Consider the following 14013-nt stretch of genomic DNA (forward strand, 5'->3'; position numbering starts at 1 on the left):
TCATATGGCTGCAAAACAATCAGATAAATTTACGTTTAAAACAAATGAAAAATTAACCAAAAACTTGTGCCAATCTACACGAAAAGCAGGTTTTAGGAAAAACTATCGATTGGAAAAAGGAAAAACTTATCCAACGAAGTTTAGAAGATTTAAACATACACAAGGATTTATAAACGTTAGAAGAGTTTCTGCTCGTTCCAATTCTTTTTCTTCAACTATTCCTTTGTTAAAAAAGCATAGCTTAAAGAAACTACAAAAGTATCAATCAAGTCAAAGTTTATTTTACAGATCAGGAAAAAAACTAAAAAAAGCAGCACCAATTGTAAATCTATTTGTAGAACAAAATGCTAGTGAAAATGAAGAAGAACAAGCAACGAATACGTTTAAACAGTTATTAAAAAAGCCCACAAAAAAGATGATTTATCTCTCCAAACAAGGAATACAAGATAAATTAATCAAGAAAAATGGGTTTACAAATAATCGAGGAATGAAGAAGTATATTCGACCCATACCAGAAAGTAAGAAACCTTCATATTCCTTAAAAAATCGACAATTACCTAAAATGAAACCACTGTCTAAGGCAAAAGTATATACAGAAAAGGCAGTGACCTCAACCGTTACCATAGCTAAATCGGTTGTTTCCACAACGATTTCGTTTGTGAGTACTTTTTCTTTTCCTTTAATTGGAATAGTTGGTACAGGGATTTTGCTCATTTTATTTTTGTCGCTATTTGTTTCTATAAAAGAAAATCAATGTTCTCGACCTAGTTATAGTGGTATCACAACAGAAAATCTTTCTAAGACTCCACGATCAATTGATGATTTTATTAAAAGTCATAAAGATGCGTACATTCTTTCTTGGAAGGCAGGAGGGTTCTTACCATCTGCGAGTATTGCGCAAACTATGGTAGAAAATGGGTTTAATTTTACGAATCCTTCGGGAACCTCCTTTTGGCAGGCACACAACATGGGAGGGGTCAAAACTTCACGTTTAGAAGATTTTCCCATCACATTAGCAACGTTTGGTAAAGATGCGGTGGATATCACTGGAACGAAACCTGGAACCAATGTGGGGGATAATACCGGTGGTGCTTACACGTACTTTAAGGATTACAATGCCGGCATTGTTGGTAAAGCTGAGTTCATGGCACATCAGACGCTGTATACAGGAGCGATTAACAATACAAATGGCCCCAATACGTTACAAGCGATTTTTCGTGGTGGTTGGGCTACAGATCCAGGTTATTTAACAAGCTTGTTGGCAGCTTATGAGAGTTTAGGAAAGAAGTATCAATGGCTCGATCAAGAAGCGATCACTAAATATGGGACAACCCCCTATAAAGCAGGAGCTAGTCTGAGAGATCCGCTTCTAATTCAGAAGAAAGAAGATCAGACTTCTGTCAATGCATCAAAACGGAACAAAATCGTTGAATTGGCCAAAAGTCGTATCGGTGTGCCTTATGTCTGGGGTGGTCGTGAATGGGAAACTGGAATGGACTGTAGTGGATTGACCATGTTGGTGTATCAACGAGTTGGGATTGATTTACCGCCAACTTCGGAAACGCAATCAGCAGAGGTAAAAAAAGTGGAGGAAGACCAAGCAAAACCAGGAGATTTAGTCTTTTGGGGTTCTGCTGGCAATGCCCACCATGTGGCGATTTATCTTGGAGATGGCAAGATTATCGAAGAGCCACAACCTGGAGAAACCTGTAAAGAAAATGTATTATATGGCGATTATTGGTTTGGCTCTGTTGATGGACTATCAAATGATTTAGATACTGGAACAGATGAAGATGGGTGTGTGGTGAATCAATTTGCTAGCGAAGAGTCTGTCGGAATAAATCGTGCACCTACGTTAGATGTTCCAGAAGAATACGAAGGTAAGCTAACTTTGCCACCACCAGATAATAAAAACTATGCCGGTAACAATTATCCTTTTGGACAGTGTACATGGGGAGCTTATAATCGCATGGCACAACTTGGAACACCGATCGCATGGTTCTCAGGAGAGGGAGGAAATGGTGGCTCCTGGGGCGCTTCTGCACGTGCAAAAGGCTATACTGTGGTGAAAGGCAAGCCGCAAGTTGGTTGGGCGGCCAGCTTCTATGGTGGTTTAGCTGGGTCTACGCCTCCTTACGGGCATATCGCCGTCGTTGAATATGTCAATTCTGATGGGAGTATCTTAGTCAGCGAGACGAATGTGGTGAATCCAGGTTCTGGGACACGTTCTTGGCGTGTGATTGATCAAGCGACTGTGGCACAAGTGGAATTTATACAAGGGAGAAGATGAGATGCAAGAGAACGTGACGGTATGGAAAAGAATCTGTCTGATAGTGGCAATTATTTGTTTTGTGTTGCTCATTGTTTCTATTGGTATTCATGTTGAAGGAGAAAAAGAAGTACAAAAGCAAGAAGCGAAGATTGAGGAGTTAGTATTAAAAGTAAAAGAGGTAAATGAACGATACGAACAATTATCTACACAAAAAAATAATACTGAGAATGAAATGTTAGTACATGCCGCTACGGAGGTTTTTTCAAGTCTTTTTAATTATGATTCAGCAAAAGATACGCTTAAAGAAAGACGTGAGAAAGCACGTGAATTTGTAAGTGAAGAGGCATTGGAAGAGATTTTTCCAAAAGAAGCAACTTCTTATCAGGCTTCTGTTCAATCGGTTTCTCGGATCGATGAACCGATAGCCATCTATTATTCGGCAACTAAAGACAAAAGACAGAACGTATTCATTCTGATCAAAAATACAGTGTCAATCGCAGGCAGTACGCCACAAGAAGCACAATTTACGTATCGAGCAGAATATGACTCACTAAGAAACCAGTTTGTTTCAATAAAGTCTATGGGGACATTAAATGAATAGACGAAAGAAATGTATTCTTTTGTTTGTGTTTCTTGTTTTCCTAGTTATTGGACACATCGGTTCTGACTATTCCAAGCAAGAAAAAAGTCTGGCAGTGGTATCTAGTATTCAAGATGAAAAAATTGCCTTTTTTTACCGAGACGATTGTCCAGATTGCCAGAAAGTATTTTTACAGGTCTATTTATGGGATTTTTTACATCAAGATGTCCAATTCATCAATCTTAATCAGAAAGAGAATTGGCGCTTTGTCTCACAATACAATATTCATTCTGTCCCAACGTTTATTTATCGAAATCATATGTATGCAGGTACGAATCGACAGGCTGTTGGCGATTTTTTAGAAAAAAGGAGTGATGAATAAATGGATCAGACGTTACAAGAAAAGAAACAAGAATTATTGGATCGTCAAGAAGCATTAATTAGGAAACGAAATAAAATTAATCAGGATCTGAAAGATCTAAAAAAGAAAATGGAGAATGTTGAAAAGGATTATTTGATGGAAATGTTGGAAGAATCCAACGTTAGTGTCGCAGAAGCGATTGAGCTATTGGGAATTGATTATAAGGAACATAAAGATGATTACTAAAAGACCTTTTAAATATGTGTTTTCTGAGACAGAAATAGACGATTTTTTGCAACATCCAGAAGAATTATTCTATTTTGAAGATTTTATTACGCGAATAATTGATATAAACGCAAAATTAATAAAAATATCTACTATTCAGAGATTAAAAGTAGTAATTACAAAATATACGAAAGATGAAAAAGTGATTCACACGGAAGCGATTCGTCTCCCTGTTTCGGAAGAGACAAATTTCGAAGCCTTATTGGCTTCGTTCAATCAAGAGAAGCCACTTAAGCGAAAGAAAGTTTCCCCAGAAAAAGAAAAGCGAAGATTCGTCATTCATCCTCCTTACACAGAGGGAAGAATGACGGTTAAACTTACGATGTTTCTTAAAATCATATGTCTATTTTTCATACTTTTAGGCACATTTTATCTAGGAACGATGGTTCCGTCTCACTCTAAGATTTCTGACGAAGTCAATGCTCAATGGAATGAGTTAGAAAAACAAGTACAACAACAACCACAAATCGACACATTTAGTCGCTATTTTTTAACGAACTATTACACCGGCACAACAGAAGGGGAGAAAGTGCAAGAGAAGATCAACCGATTTGTTGATAAAGGTGTATTAAAAGACTTTCAAGGGACAGACAAACAAGTCAAAAGTATTTTACCTTGGGAAGCTAAGCGTAAAGGCTCGACATGGTACCTTGCGTATATCCTAACCTTTCAAGATAGTCAAGAACAAACGACTACCCAGCAAGTGTCCTTTTCTATCAAGGAACAAGACCAACAATACAAAGTCACGACAGTTCCTAAAGAGGAACATTTTGAAATTAATCACTGAACCCAAAATTTTAGGAGGAATATTTTATGAAAAAAATTGTCTTAACCAGTTTATTTAGTGCAACCCTTTTATTTGGTTCATTTGGAACGGCTGCATTTGCAGATGAATTAGTTCCTACTGATCCAAGTACACCATCAGTTGAAGTACCAACAGATCCAAGTATCCCTGTTACGCCAACAGAACCGACAACACCCGTGGAGACACCGGTTGACCCTGACATACCACCTGTCACGCAAAGTGAACCAACCGTCCCTGTAGAACCAGAACAACCAACCGAACCGAGTCAACCTACAGTACCAAGTGAGCCAGCTGAACCAGTAGATCAAACTGAGCCAAGCCAACCTACGGTACCTATTGAACCGACTGAACCGACCAAGCCAACCGAACCAAGTACCACGCCGTCTACTAGTGAGGAACCGACTAAGCCAGTAGAAAAACCAACAGAGGAAAGACCAAATCCATCGAAACCAGCCGAGCCGGCAGAAGAAATGACAGTTACAGTAACTCCAAGTGGCCAACCGACATCAAACAAGAGCCAAGGCACAAGTGTTCCAATTGTCACTAGTGATGTGGATGAATTGACTTATATTCCAACCCCAACCACGCCACTAAAAGTCGCAACTGGTCAAGAGATTGTCGGAGTATTAGATGGGGTACCATTAGTGAAAAACGAACAAGGGGAATTCGAAAAAGATCTGTCGATTCCTGTGAAGAAACTTCCTAGCGGTAATATCGAAATTAAAACAGTGGACGGCAAAACGAAAGTCTTGCCAAAAACCGGTGAAGAAACTCGAACAGTCCTGTCAGTTCTTGGTTTAATTTTAGTCAGCATCACCACGTTTTTTGGTTATAAGAAAACGAAAATATTCTAACGACGAAAATATTTTTAAAGGGCTCTCTTGCGTGAAGGGAGCTTTTTTTTCGTGGTCATTTTGAAAGGAGTATAGGAATGGTACAAGATTCATCAAAACAATCAGATCAACTTCAAACGTTGTTAGCAGAACGAGATATACGTAAGTTAGGAAACTTTTTAAAAGATCAGGTTGAAGATTTTAAACAATCGGATCAATTTAAAAATTATCTAGACTTTGTTGCAAAGTGTCCGAAATATTCGATAAAAAATATTCAGTTGTTACTCAAACAAAAACCTACTATTGGACATGTAGCAACTTTTACAAAATGGAAAGAACAAGGTTATCACATAAAAAAGGGATCGAAGGGGTATAAAATTTTTATGCCTATTATCGGTGCAAAGTACGAAGATGGCCAGCCTATTTTAAACGAAAAAAATGAAAAAGTAATGGAAGTAAAAGGGTTTAAATTGGGGACAGTATTTGAAGATAAACAACTTGTAGAATATGAAAAAATTCCTAAACCAGTAGCTTATCTTAATCAAGACACAAGTCTTACGAAAGAGCTGTTTATAGCTTTAGCAGAAATAAGCAAGGTAGAAGTTGAACTAAAACCGTTAGAAATAGACGGTTATTATTCTTCGACTGAACAAAAGATTTTCATTAATTCGAAATTACATGGTGCGGACTTAATTCATACGCTCATTCATGAAGTGACGCACGCAAAACTTCATCAAAATACTGAGACTTCGTTTGGAGAAAAACAATATTCCATTCAAGAATTAGAAGCAGAATCGACTGCGTATATTGTCGCAAATAATTATGGAATTGATACATCAAAGTATACAATAGGCTATCTCAATTCTTGGGGATTAGATAAAATTAGCAGTGAAGATTTGTATGATGTGATGGAAAAAGTTCAAGCTGCAGCAAAAGAATTAATTGAAAATATTGATTTAGAATTGAAAAGGCAAAAAGAAGTTCAAATGAAAAAAACAACCCTACAATCTGAAATTGAATTGGCAAAAGGAAAACAAAACGAATTACAAAATGAGTTAAGAGAAAAAATAAACCAACAAAAAAATAAAAAACAATTTCAGGAAGAAACAAAAATAAAAGAAGGAGTTCCCCTATGAGTGAAGTATTAAAAAAAGAAGAACGATATGGAAGGGAAATCTTTGAGGCTATTTCTTATTCGGGAGAATTTCCAGTTCCAAAGAAAAAGTTAATTCATTCATTTAATGTAATAGTTAAAGAATTAGAACCATTTCTTGAGAAAGAGGAATTAGAAGAATATATACAAGCAAAAAATTTTATTCAATCATTACCTGAGTTTTCGATAGAAGCTATTTGCGAATTGGTAGTAAAACAATATGAAAAATTTGATTTTTTAAAACAAAATTTTTAGAGGAAAGAAAAATAAATCTCTATGGAGACAAAACTATTCAATTCAAATTTTTTTAAAGTAGAGAACATTTGGTTTGAAAAATATATTTTTGACTTTGGTTGTCGGATTTTTTTGAATCAAAAAATAAAAAAGCAAAATCTTTTTTAGAATAAGGGGATTGGGGCAGCGCCCCAAAGAAGAAAAAATCCAGCTGAAATAAGCGACAATTAAAATACTATTTTAGTTGTTGCTTTGTGCCAGATGGATTTTTTTAGGCATGTGGGAACCCACATGCGATGCTCGCAACAGCGCATTTTAAGAGATATTCTATTTTGAGGCTAGAGAAGCTTTGAAAAAAAGAGCAAAAAGCAATCAAGGAAGTTTTCGACTAAGCAAAAAAAGTGTGGCAGTTTTTCCTTCGGGAAAAATTTTTTAAGAAAGTGGGAAGATTTTTTTGAGAAAAGAAAAATTCTTTCTCGAAAAAATGGAAAAGATTTTTACTTTTGTAGGAGAAAGAAAATGTGGAAAGAAGAAAATAGAACCAGAAATATTCCAAAAAAATTTTGGATAAATGAACCAGAACAAAAAGCGATTGAAAAAAATATGCAAAAAGCAAAAATAAAAAATTTTGGTTTGTATGTGCGTAAGTGTTGCTTAAACAAAAAAATTTATGTTGCGGATATTTCTTCTTTCGAAGAAATTATCTCTGTCATTGCACAAGCAAACTTTGAAATGAATCGAATTGGAAATAACTTAAATCAGATCGCAAAATATTTGAATGAGTCAGAACAAAATCAAACAAAAGAATTAATGAAGAATTATCAAAATGAATTGAAAGCTCTTCAAATAAAATTAAAAAGTGTATTAAAAAAATTTTCGGAGGGATAAAATTGCCGGTTATGTCTTTGCCCAAAAAGTCACACGGTGTCATTCACAGTGAAAAACAATTAGCGAATACATTGGATTATATTGTTGACCCAAAAAAGACAAATAATTATGAATTGGTTTCCGGACAAAATATTCGTGTTCCACAACAAGCATTAGAAGAAATGTTATTGACTCGAGAAGTTGCAAAGTTAGTGGGAAATCAACCAAGAAAAAATGAACGGTTTGCCTATCATTTTGTCCAGTCTTTTTCACCAGAAGATCAATTAACACCAGAACAAATTCATGAAATTGGGAGAAAAACGATGAACAAATATCTAGGAGATTCAGCAGAGTTTGTCATTGCGACGCATACAGATAAAAAACATTTACACAATCATATTGTTTTAAATGCGACAAATCCAAGAACGTTGAAAAAATTTCATCAAACTAGTATACAATTTGAAGAGTTAAAAGAAATTTCAGATCAAATTTCTTTGGAATATGGAGCGAAAGTGATTGATCGGACATTGAAAAATTCGCATAAAAAATATCAACAGTATCTTGCACAAAATTCCTATCGGAATGAAATAAAAACGAAACTAAAATTTTTAATGACACATGCGAATAGTTGGGAAGATTTTAAAGAAAAAGCAGGTGCGTTAAATATAAAAGTAGACGATACAAAAAAATATGTAACGTATCAATTGATGGATAGTCAACAAGAGCGACAAATTCGAGACCGAAGTTTAAAAAATCAAACATTGATGAAGGAAAATCTTATAGCCAGGTTAAAAAGAAATACGGTGGGCTATTCTAAAGAAGAAGTAGTTACCCTTTGGAAGCAGCAACAAAAAATAAAAAATGAGAGTCAAGAAAAAGAAATCGAAATTCTTGTAGAAGAATGGCAAGTCCAAAAAGAAACGGAAAAATTTTTGTATGTAACTGTTGATTATGGGATAGAACGAGAAGCAGCAATCAAAATTCCAGCACGATGTGTCGATAAATTAGAAGATGGCAACTACCAGATTTTTATTAAGAAGCAAGATCGTTTTTATTTTGTAGACGAAAAGAATCCTGGGAAAAATAAAATCATGTTAGGATCAACTGTTGTGAAAAATCTTGAAAATCAAAGTGGGAATGTCCCGCTTTATGCCAATTCAGCAAGGATAAAGTTACGACAAATTTTGAAAGAGTTTGATTTTCTTATCAGTAAAGGGTTAGGCTTTGATAAATCTTTTGAAGCGATAGGGACAGATCTTGAAAATACTTATCTAGAAACGGAAGCGATTTTAGATCAATTGGATGAGAGAATTGTGAATTATGTAGAAAAAAATAAAAAGTATGCGAGAACAAATACACAAATTGTTAAGGCAATTGAAAATCTACAAAAAGAACAATCAGAATTAAGAAAAACACTTCAAAAAGTCGAAAGAGACATTTTGTTTTATAATAAGTCTGTTCAACGCTATGAGGAATATGAACAAGAAAAAACGAAACGGATGACGAAACCTCGGTTATAATAGACTTTTTCCGTGGAAAATGATTTTTTTGCATATGATATATAGTTTTTAAAAGAAATTTATGATATAATAATACTATGGAAAAAATTGTATTTGAAAGTTACCAGAGAAAAAATGGACACGATGAATTTTTAAAATGGATAAAATTATTGCCAAAAAAAGACAGTGCGAAACTGTTACGAATCATTGCAGAAACAGAAAAAAATGGGTTATTAGTTGCGCAACGTTTGAAATGGGTCAAGAAGATTGACACAAATCTATACGAATTAAGGAGTAAAGTAGGATCAAATATTCAACGAGCGTTCTATTTTCATGTAGTAGACAATCGCTATATCATTACTCATGGATTTACGAAAAAGACGGAAAAAACACCAAAACAGGAAATTGAACATGCAAAAGAATTAAGAAAGGAATGGTATGATAATGAAAATCAATGAGTTAATTCATGAGATGAAAAAAGACACAGAATTTGCGGAGTTGTATCAAGCAGAAGGTGAAAAGCTTCAGACAGCTGTTGCCTTATATCATGCTCGTGAACAAGCAGGACTCACACAACAAGAATTGGCAGAGCGAGCAAATACAACACAAGCAACCATTGCTAGAATTGAACGTGGAGATAACGTCTCTTTTGAAAAATTAGCTTCCATTGCGCATGCAATGGGAAAAGAAATGAAAGTAGAATTTATTTGAAGCTAAGGAGGTATAAGCGTGAAAGTGAACTATGATGAAGTATACCAAGTTGAGTTAATTAAAGAGTTGTCCGCAAGAGTATATGGTCGATTACTAAACATGATTTTAGAAGCAGGATATGATAAAACGGATATGTCTATTTTTGAGTGCTTACTTTTACAACAATTTAAAGAGCACAAAAGGAGTAATTTATTCGATAAAAACTTGAAAGAATTGGAAGAGCTCAAAGCATATTGGCATTCGATGAATCAGCTTACAAAAGATCTATCCAAGAAACGAGTGGCATAAATGATGGACGACTTATTCGCTTACTCAGAGGAGCAGTATTGTGCGATTTTTGAGGATTTAATTGAAGACTTAACTTATTCGATGAATCCGACTAAAAACCCGCAAGCTTATATTCTAGGTGGGCAATCTGGTGCAGGAAAATCAACACTGCACAAATTGATATTGGAAGAGATGCAAGGGAATATTATTATCGTTGATAATGATACGTTTAAACCTTTACATCCGAATTATGATCAATTAGCTGAAAAAATTGGCGTTGAAGTAACAGAATACGTCAAACCATTTTCCAATCGCCTCACAAATGAACTAATCGATTACCTAAGTGATCAAAAGTATAACCTAATTATAGAAGGAACATTGAGAACGACTGAAACACCAATAAAAACAAACACTCAATTAAAAAATAAAGGCTATTCCACAAATCTATATGTGATTGCTACTCAAAGTGAATTGTCTTATTTGAGCACTTTAGAAAGATACCTGGATATGTATTTGGAAGAACCAGAGACTGCACGAGCAACACCTAAAGTGATTCATGATGAAATTGTTAAAGCCATTCCAGGGAATTTAGAAACGCTTTATAATCACCATATTTTTAACGAGATAAAAGTTTTAACTAGACAGGGGGAACTTTTGTATTCCATGCACGCAACTCCGTTAAAATCGCCTAAATCAGTATTAGAAGAAAAACTAACTTGCGTTTTGAATATAGATCAACGAGAAAACATATATGGTAGATTAGAACAGAAGTTACAGCGAATCAAAGAAAAAGCTGTCATAGAAAATAAGATACTGGTGGAAATTGAAACGAGAGTCGCATCATATAAAAACTTGCGAAGAGATATGATTAAGCCAAAGCAAACGATTTTACAAAAAGAAATTGAGCAAGCCAAAATGGAACAGGAAAAACTACTAAAACATCGATTGCCATCAACGAACAAAGAGAAAACGAAAACAAAACGGTTATAATTTGTCTAACAAAAGTTCAATAGAGTATACTCTATTGAACTTTTTTGTTTTGTTGTTAAATCAGTCTTTGTGAGTGTTCATTAGACTTGTTCAAAATAGAGGTGATTTTTACGTGCAAAAAGAGGGAGAATTTGTTGTCTTTACAGGAAGTCTGTGTTCAATGACGAGAAAGCGAGCACAGGCTCTTGTGACTGGTGTGGGTTGGAAAGTACAACATACGGTAACAAAGCAGACAACTCTACTGGTTGTTGGTTATCATCAAACAAAATTGACGGATCCTTTGGATCTGTCAAGAAAAAAGTTGACAGCTTTAGGCTTAAAACGCGAGGGACAAAAGTTACAGTTAATAAGTGAGAAAGAATTTTTACAGAAAATCAAAGAAACCATTGATCAACTTTATCAGAATGTTATATGAAAGAGGGAGATAAGATGAGTAGAATTGGTTATGCACGTGTCAGTAGCAAGGAACAGCACTTAGATCGGCAATTAAAAGCACTACAGGACGTTTCTAAGGTCTTTTCAGACAAAATAAGCGGACAATCTACCGAACGGCCACAATTAAAAGCTTTGTTAGATTATATTCGAGAAGGTGATATTGTTGTTGTGACGGAATTAGATCGATTAGGACGTAATAACAAAGATCTTACAGCGATTATGAATCATATCCAGCAAAAAGGAGCGACTTTAGAAGTGTTGAATTTACCTTCTATGACGGGGATTGAAGATGAGAATCTAAGAAGATTGATAAATAATTTAGTGATTGAATTGTATAAGTATCAAGCAGAATCTGAGAGAAAACGAATCAAAGAACGTCAGGCACAAGGGATAGCAATTGCAAAACACCAGGGAAGGTTTAAGGGGCGTAAACCTAAATATACGCTAGAAGATGAATGCCTGCAGCATGCCTTAGAACTTTATCAACAAGGTTTAACCGAAACTGCAATTGAGCGAAGAACAGGAATTAATCGAACGACTTTTCGAAGATATCGAAAAAAATTAAAGGATTAATCATGCGATTAATCCTTTAGGAAACATAATCCCTTTCGTAACCACGATAGATTTCATGAAACTCATGGTGTAACGTTGTCCAGATTTGTTGCTGTAAAAAAGAGTTATTCTGAATGCATAGTTCTGGATAACCTTCAATTAATTGGTTGTGTTCTTCGTAGCGAAGTTGTGCCCGATGATATTCACGCTGTAAAATATAATACCAATCTTCTCCATACTTCTCGTACGTACACTTTTTTTTACTTTTTAGTTGATCAATGTAAATGGTTGCAAAATGGTTGGCAGTCATCAGGTTTTGATCATGGGTAGCGAATAAGTATTCTTTTGCTAAAAAGTTTGTGGTAAGTGTATTCGATAAAAAGCTATAATCCGGAGCACGTTGATAGAATTGAACAAATTGATCGTAAAGTAACGATATTTTTTGCTTTTCTGCTTTTAAGTATTGAATTTCCTTTGGAAAAAACGTATCAATCGCATAAAGTTTTTTTACGACTTCTTTGAATAGTAACATATAATGTTGAATAAATTCGTCCTTTTCAATCGGGTCACCTAAAAAATCAAAGTTTGTTGTCATAAAGAATCCCTCCTTGACTCAGGGAGTCAGTTTTTCCTTAAAAATTTTAATGATTAATGTGCGGTTATTGGATCATCTTTACAGGTATAATTGTACTATTTCCAGTCTGTTTGGCAATCAATCGTGGGAATACTCGGTTTAGCCATTGTTGATCGGAAACTTGGTCTAAAAAGTTACCAATAGTTGTTAAAAGTAACTGGTCACTTATCCGTTCGATTAAATAAACAGCATCAAAGGGAGATAGTCCAGCAACATAGTTTAAGATATTTTCGTCTGTTTGTTCAAAAGAACCTAAGTAGTTGTTTGTCTCTCGATCGTAGCAATCGACGATGTGAATAGATTTTATTGTCATAGAAATAGCTCCTTTCGTGGGTTTATTACATAAGAGAGAATTTCTCTCTCAGTAATAACTACTTTCGTAAACTGGTTGATTATTATAGCGACAAAACATGTCCCAACTGCGACTTCTGTATAATTCATTCGGATATAAGGATCGATTGATTCGTTTTCTGAAATGAAAAAAATGTCTCCTAATTTGTACGGGGTATTTGCTTTCATGATCTATTCCTCCAATAATGTTTGATTTGCCTTATTTGATACTTAGCCGAATCAACCATTTTCGGCAGCAAGTTGTCTCCGAGGCGGGCGGCCTTTTAGGAGATTTCAATTTCTTTTTGTTTCCATTCACCTCACTTTTTTGTTTTGGTTGGTCATTTTCGTATAGCTAAGCGTTCGTCGGCGTGCTTTTAGGTCACAACGTGTGGTAAGAGAAAACAAGGGAATGCTGTAGGAAAAAGTTTTTTATGAAATGATCAAAAAAGTTTTTCCGCCCCTTGTTTTGTCCTACCATTCGTTGTAAAAGCACTGCTGCCGATGATCGCTTAGATTGGGTATACGAAAGCGACCAACGAAAAAAGTATGGGAATAAAAAGAAATCGCACTGAAATCTCCCAAAAGGTCAAGATGGTTTTAATAAGAAATTCCTTTTAATACATTTGTTATTTTGATAATGTGGTGGTATAAAATAGATCAAATAGTTAAAAGAGGTGTTTGTATGAAGAAAAAAGGCATTCCTTATTCTCCGAAACCTAGAAATGCTTTTGAAAGGGGGTTATTTAAATATTTTGAAGGCGAAAGAGATCAGGAAGAAAAAGAGAAGAATCAAAAAAAGAAGTCTAGTCAAGAAAAAGAAAATATAGAAAAATAGTAGGTGAAAAAATAGAGAAGTATGAAAAAAAGTTTAATAGTATTGATTGTTGGATTAAGTATATTTGGAAGTGTTTTTTTTATTGGAAACTCGTTGTTTTCTAATAAAGATGTTACGGAACAAACCCCTGCTAGCACAACGGAAGAGGTATCTCCAGAGCTATTATTAGAGACGGAAGTTCTTGATACAAAGAAACCTGAGACAATTCCTTCGGAAAACGTGCTCTATCAAGGAGATCTTTCATTTGAATATGCGGATCCGGAAAAGCCGTATGTGCTAACGATTCGGTTTATAGATAAAGCGAATCATGAATATGTAGGGCCTGATAAAAAGCCATTGAAAAGAGAGAAAGAATTGATTCTAGGAA

21 protein-coding genes are annotated in these 14013 nt (G+C 35.0%); 18 read left to right on the top strand and 3 right to left on the bottom strand.

Features of this window, described 5'->3' with window-relative positions; genetic code table 11:
* The first annotated feature begins 4 nt into the window (after positions 1-4).
* The 16 genes from ACTFWY_RS14940 (at position 5) to ACTFWY_RS15015 (ending at position 11865) form a co-directional block, all read left to right on the top strand.
* A complete protein-coding gene (locus tag ACTFWY_RS14940) occupies positions 5-2290 on the top strand; it encodes an NlpC/P60 family protein (protein ID WP_439927146.1) in 2286 nt (761 codons plus the stop codon).
* Position 2291: 1 nt separating this feature from the next.
* Positions 2292-2873 carry a hypothetical protein gene (locus ACTFWY_RS14945; RefSeq protein ID WP_123864065.1) on the top strand — a complete coding sequence of 194 codons (582 nt, stop codon included), beginning with the start codon at positions 2292-2294 and terminating at the stop codon, positions 2871-2873.
* Positions 2866-3234 carry a thioredoxin family protein gene (locus ACTFWY_RS14950; RefSeq protein ID WP_123864064.1) on the top strand — a complete coding sequence of 123 codons (369 nt, stop codon included), beginning with the start codon at positions 2866-2868 and terminating at the stop codon, positions 3232-3234. The genes ACTFWY_RS14945 and ACTFWY_RS14950 overlap by 8 nt, the downstream gene beginning before the upstream one ends.
* The gene (locus tag ACTFWY_RS14955) at positions 3235-3459 is read left to right on the top strand and encodes a hypothetical protein (RefSeq protein WP_311873921.1); all 225 of its coding nucleotides are present in this window, start codon (positions 3235-3237) and stop codon (positions 3457-3459) included.
* On the top strand, positions 3449-4285 hold the full coding sequence (locus ACTFWY_RS14960) for a hypothetical protein (RefSeq protein ID WP_311873920.1): 837 nt from the start codon (positions 3449-3451) through the stop codon (positions 4283-4285). The genes ACTFWY_RS14955 and ACTFWY_RS14960 overlap by 11 nt, the downstream gene beginning before the upstream one ends.
* Positions 4286-4311: 26 nt before the next feature.
* The gene (locus ACTFWY_RS14965; RefSeq protein WP_439927148.1) at positions 4312-5157 is read left to right on the top strand and encodes an LPXTG cell wall anchor domain-containing protein; all 846 of its coding nucleotides are present in this window, start codon (positions 4312-4314) and stop codon (positions 5155-5157) included.
* A 77-nt stretch (positions 5158-5234) separates the two neighbouring features.
* The gene (locus ACTFWY_RS14970) at positions 5235-6272 is read left to right on the top strand and encodes an ArdC family protein (protein ID WP_311873916.1); all 1038 of its coding nucleotides are present in this window, start codon (positions 5235-5237) and stop codon (positions 6270-6272) included.
* Positions 6269-6544 carry a hypothetical protein gene (locus tag ACTFWY_RS14975; protein ID WP_252704627.1) on the top strand — a complete coding sequence of 92 codons (276 nt, stop codon included), beginning with the start codon at positions 6269-6271 and terminating at the stop codon, positions 6542-6544. Before ACTFWY_RS14970 ends, ACTFWY_RS14975 begins: the two co-directional genes overlap by 4 nt.
* 498 nt (positions 6545-7042) lie before the next feature.
* On the top strand, positions 7043-7411 hold the full coding sequence (locus tag ACTFWY_RS14980) for a plasmid mobilization protein (RefSeq protein ID WP_252704626.1): 369 nt from the start codon (positions 7043-7045) through the stop codon (positions 7409-7411).
* Positions 7412-7422: 11 nt separating this feature from the next.
* Positions 7423-8910, top strand: coding sequence for a relaxase/mobilization nuclease domain-containing protein (locus ACTFWY_RS14985; protein WP_439927158.1), 1488 nt, complete (start codon positions 7423-7425; stop codon positions 8908-8910).
* Positions 8911-8987: 77 nt separating this feature from the next.
* The gene (locus ACTFWY_RS14990; protein WP_439927149.1) at positions 8988-9347 is read left to right on the top strand and encodes a type II toxin-antitoxin system RelE/ParE family toxin; all 360 of its coding nucleotides are present in this window, start codon (positions 8988-8990) and stop codon (positions 9345-9347) included.
* Positions 9334-9600, top strand: coding sequence for a helix-turn-helix domain-containing protein (locus tag ACTFWY_RS14995; protein WP_123864213.1), 267 nt, complete (start codon positions 9334-9336; stop codon positions 9598-9600). Before ACTFWY_RS14990 ends, ACTFWY_RS14995 begins: the two co-directional genes overlap by 14 nt.
* Before the next feature lie 18 nt (positions 9601-9618).
* The gene (locus ACTFWY_RS15000; RefSeq protein ID WP_179189880.1) at positions 9619-9888 is read left to right on the top strand and encodes an antitoxin; all 270 of its coding nucleotides are present in this window, start codon (positions 9619-9621) and stop codon (positions 9886-9888) included.
* Positions 9889-10857 (top strand): zeta toxin family protein, encoded by a 969-nt coding sequence (locus ACTFWY_RS15005; protein ID WP_439927151.1) that lies wholly within the window; start codon positions 9889-9891, stop codon positions 10855-10857.
* Positions 10858-10969: 112 nt separating this feature from the next.
* Positions 10970-11272, top strand: a complete 303-nt coding sequence (locus ACTFWY_RS15010; RefSeq protein ID WP_439927152.1) for a BRCT domain-containing protein — start codon at positions 10970-10972, stop codon at positions 11270-11272.
* Between the two features lie 14 nt (positions 11273-11286).
* Entirely contained in the window at positions 11287-11865 is a 579-nt protein-coding gene (locus ACTFWY_RS15015; protein ID WP_252704621.1) for a recombinase family protein, read from the top strand.
* A gap of 16 nt (positions 11866-11881) precedes the next feature.
* On the opposite strand, the gene ACTFWY_RS15020 is transcribed toward ACTFWY_RS15015, so the two are convergent.
* From ACTFWY_RS15020 to ACTFWY_RS15030, 3 genes are all read right to left on the bottom strand, one after another.
* Positions 11882-12439 carry a hypothetical protein gene (locus tag ACTFWY_RS15020; RefSeq protein ID WP_439927153.1) on the bottom strand — a complete coding sequence of 186 codons (558 nt, stop codon included), beginning with the start codon at positions 12437-12439 and terminating at the stop codon, positions 11882-11884.
* A 64-nt stretch (positions 12440-12503) separates the two neighbouring features.
* Positions 12504-12791, bottom strand: coding sequence for a hypothetical protein (locus tag ACTFWY_RS15025; RefSeq protein WP_439927155.1), 288 nt, complete (start codon positions 12789-12791; stop codon positions 12504-12506).
* Positions 12788-12997: a hypothetical protein gene (locus ACTFWY_RS15030; protein WP_439927156.1), complete on the bottom strand. Its 210-nt coding sequence runs from the start codon at positions 12995-12997 to the stop codon at positions 12788-12790. The genes ACTFWY_RS15025 and ACTFWY_RS15030 overlap by 4 nt, the downstream gene beginning before the upstream one ends.
* Before the next feature lie 496 nt (positions 12998-13493).
* Between ACTFWY_RS15030 and ACTFWY_RS15035 the strand changes: the two genes are divergently transcribed.
* The gene (locus tag ACTFWY_RS15035; protein ID WP_164742214.1) at positions 13494-13646 is read left to right on the top strand and encodes a hypothetical protein; all 153 of its coding nucleotides are present in this window, start codon (positions 13494-13496) and stop codon (positions 13644-13646) included.
* A gap of 21 nt (positions 13647-13667) precedes the next feature.
* Positions 13668-14013: hypothetical protein (locus ACTFWY_RS15040; protein ID WP_439948510.1), on the top strand; the 346-nt coding region annotated here is incomplete at its 3' end.

The sequence above is a fragment of the Enterococcus sp. 125944 genome (genome assembly GCF_051909435.1).
Taxonomy (GTDB): Bacteria; Bacillota; Bacilli; order Lactobacillales; family Enterococcaceae; genus Enterococcus_D; species Enterococcus_D gallinarum.

What these genes read in the sequence shown, in the direction of transcription:
- ACTFWY_RS14955 (WP_311873921.1), top strand. Translation starts at nt 3,235, where the DNA reads ATGGATCAGACGTTACAAGAAAAGAAACAAGAATTATTGGATCGTCAA.
- ACTFWY_RS15015 (WP_252704621.1), top strand. Translation starts at nt 11,287, where the DNA reads ATGAGTAGAATTGGTTATGCACGTGTCAGTAGCAAGGAACAGCACTTA.
- ACTFWY_RS14970 (WP_311873916.1), top strand. Translation starts at nt 5,235, where the DNA reads ATGGTACAAGATTCATCAAAACAATCAGATCAACTTCAAACGTTGTTA.
- ACTFWY_RS15025 (WP_439927155.1), bottom strand. Translation starts at nt 12,791, where the DNA reads ATGACAATAAAATCTATTCACATCGTCGATTGCTACGATCGAGAGACA.
- ACTFWY_RS15005 (WP_439927151.1), top strand. Translation starts at nt 9,889, where the DNA reads ATGATGGACGACTTATTCGCTTACTCAGAGGAGCAGTATTGTGCGATT.
- ACTFWY_RS14975 (WP_252704627.1), top strand. Translation starts at nt 6,269, where the DNA reads ATGAGTGAAGTATTAAAAAAAGAAGAACGATATGGAAGGGAAATCTTT.
- ACTFWY_RS14960 (WP_311873920.1), top strand. Translation starts at nt 3,449, where the DNA reads ATGATTACTAAAAGACCTTTTAAATATGTGTTTTCTGAGACAGAAATA.
- ACTFWY_RS14995 (WP_123864213.1), top strand. Translation starts at nt 9,334, where the DNA reads ATGAAAATCAATGAGTTAATTCATGAGATGAAAAAAGACACAGAATTT.
- ACTFWY_RS15030 (WP_439927156.1), bottom strand. Translation starts at nt 12,997, where the DNA reads ATGAAAGCAAATACCCCGTACAAATTAGGAGACATTTTTTTCATTTCA.
- ACTFWY_RS14965 (WP_439927148.1), top strand. Translation starts at nt 4,312, where the DNA reads ATGAAAAAAATTGTCTTAACCAGTTTATTTAGTGCAACCCTTTTATTT.
- ACTFWY_RS14980 (WP_252704626.1), top strand. Translation starts at nt 7,043, where the DNA reads ATGTGGAAAGAAGAAAATAGAACCAGAAATATTCCAAAAAAATTTTGG.
- ACTFWY_RS14950 (WP_123864064.1), top strand. Translation starts at nt 2,866, where the DNA reads ATGAATAGACGAAAGAAATGTATTCTTTTGTTTGTGTTTCTTGTTTTC.
- ACTFWY_RS14945 (WP_123864065.1), top strand. Translation starts at nt 2,292, where the DNA reads ATGCAAGAGAACGTGACGGTATGGAAAAGAATCTGTCTGATAGTGGCA.
- ACTFWY_RS15020 (WP_439927153.1), bottom strand. Translation starts at nt 12,439, where the DNA reads ATGACAACAAACTTTGATTTTTTAGGTGACCCGATTGAAAAGGACGAA.
- ACTFWY_RS14985 (WP_439927158.1), top strand. Translation starts at nt 7,423, where the DNA reads ATGTCTTTGCCCAAAAAGTCACACGGTGTCATTCACAGTGAAAAACAA.
- ACTFWY_RS14990 (WP_439927149.1), top strand. Translation starts at nt 8,988, where the DNA reads ATGGAAAAAATTGTATTTGAAAGTTACCAGAGAAAAAATGGACACGAT.
- ACTFWY_RS14940 (WP_439927146.1), top strand. Translation starts at nt 5, where the DNA reads ATGGCTGCAAAACAATCAGATAAATTTACGTTTAAAACAAATGAAAAA.
- ACTFWY_RS15035 (WP_164742214.1), top strand. Translation starts at nt 13,494, where the DNA reads ATGAAGAAAAAAGGCATTCCTTATTCTCCGAAACCTAGAAATGCTTTT.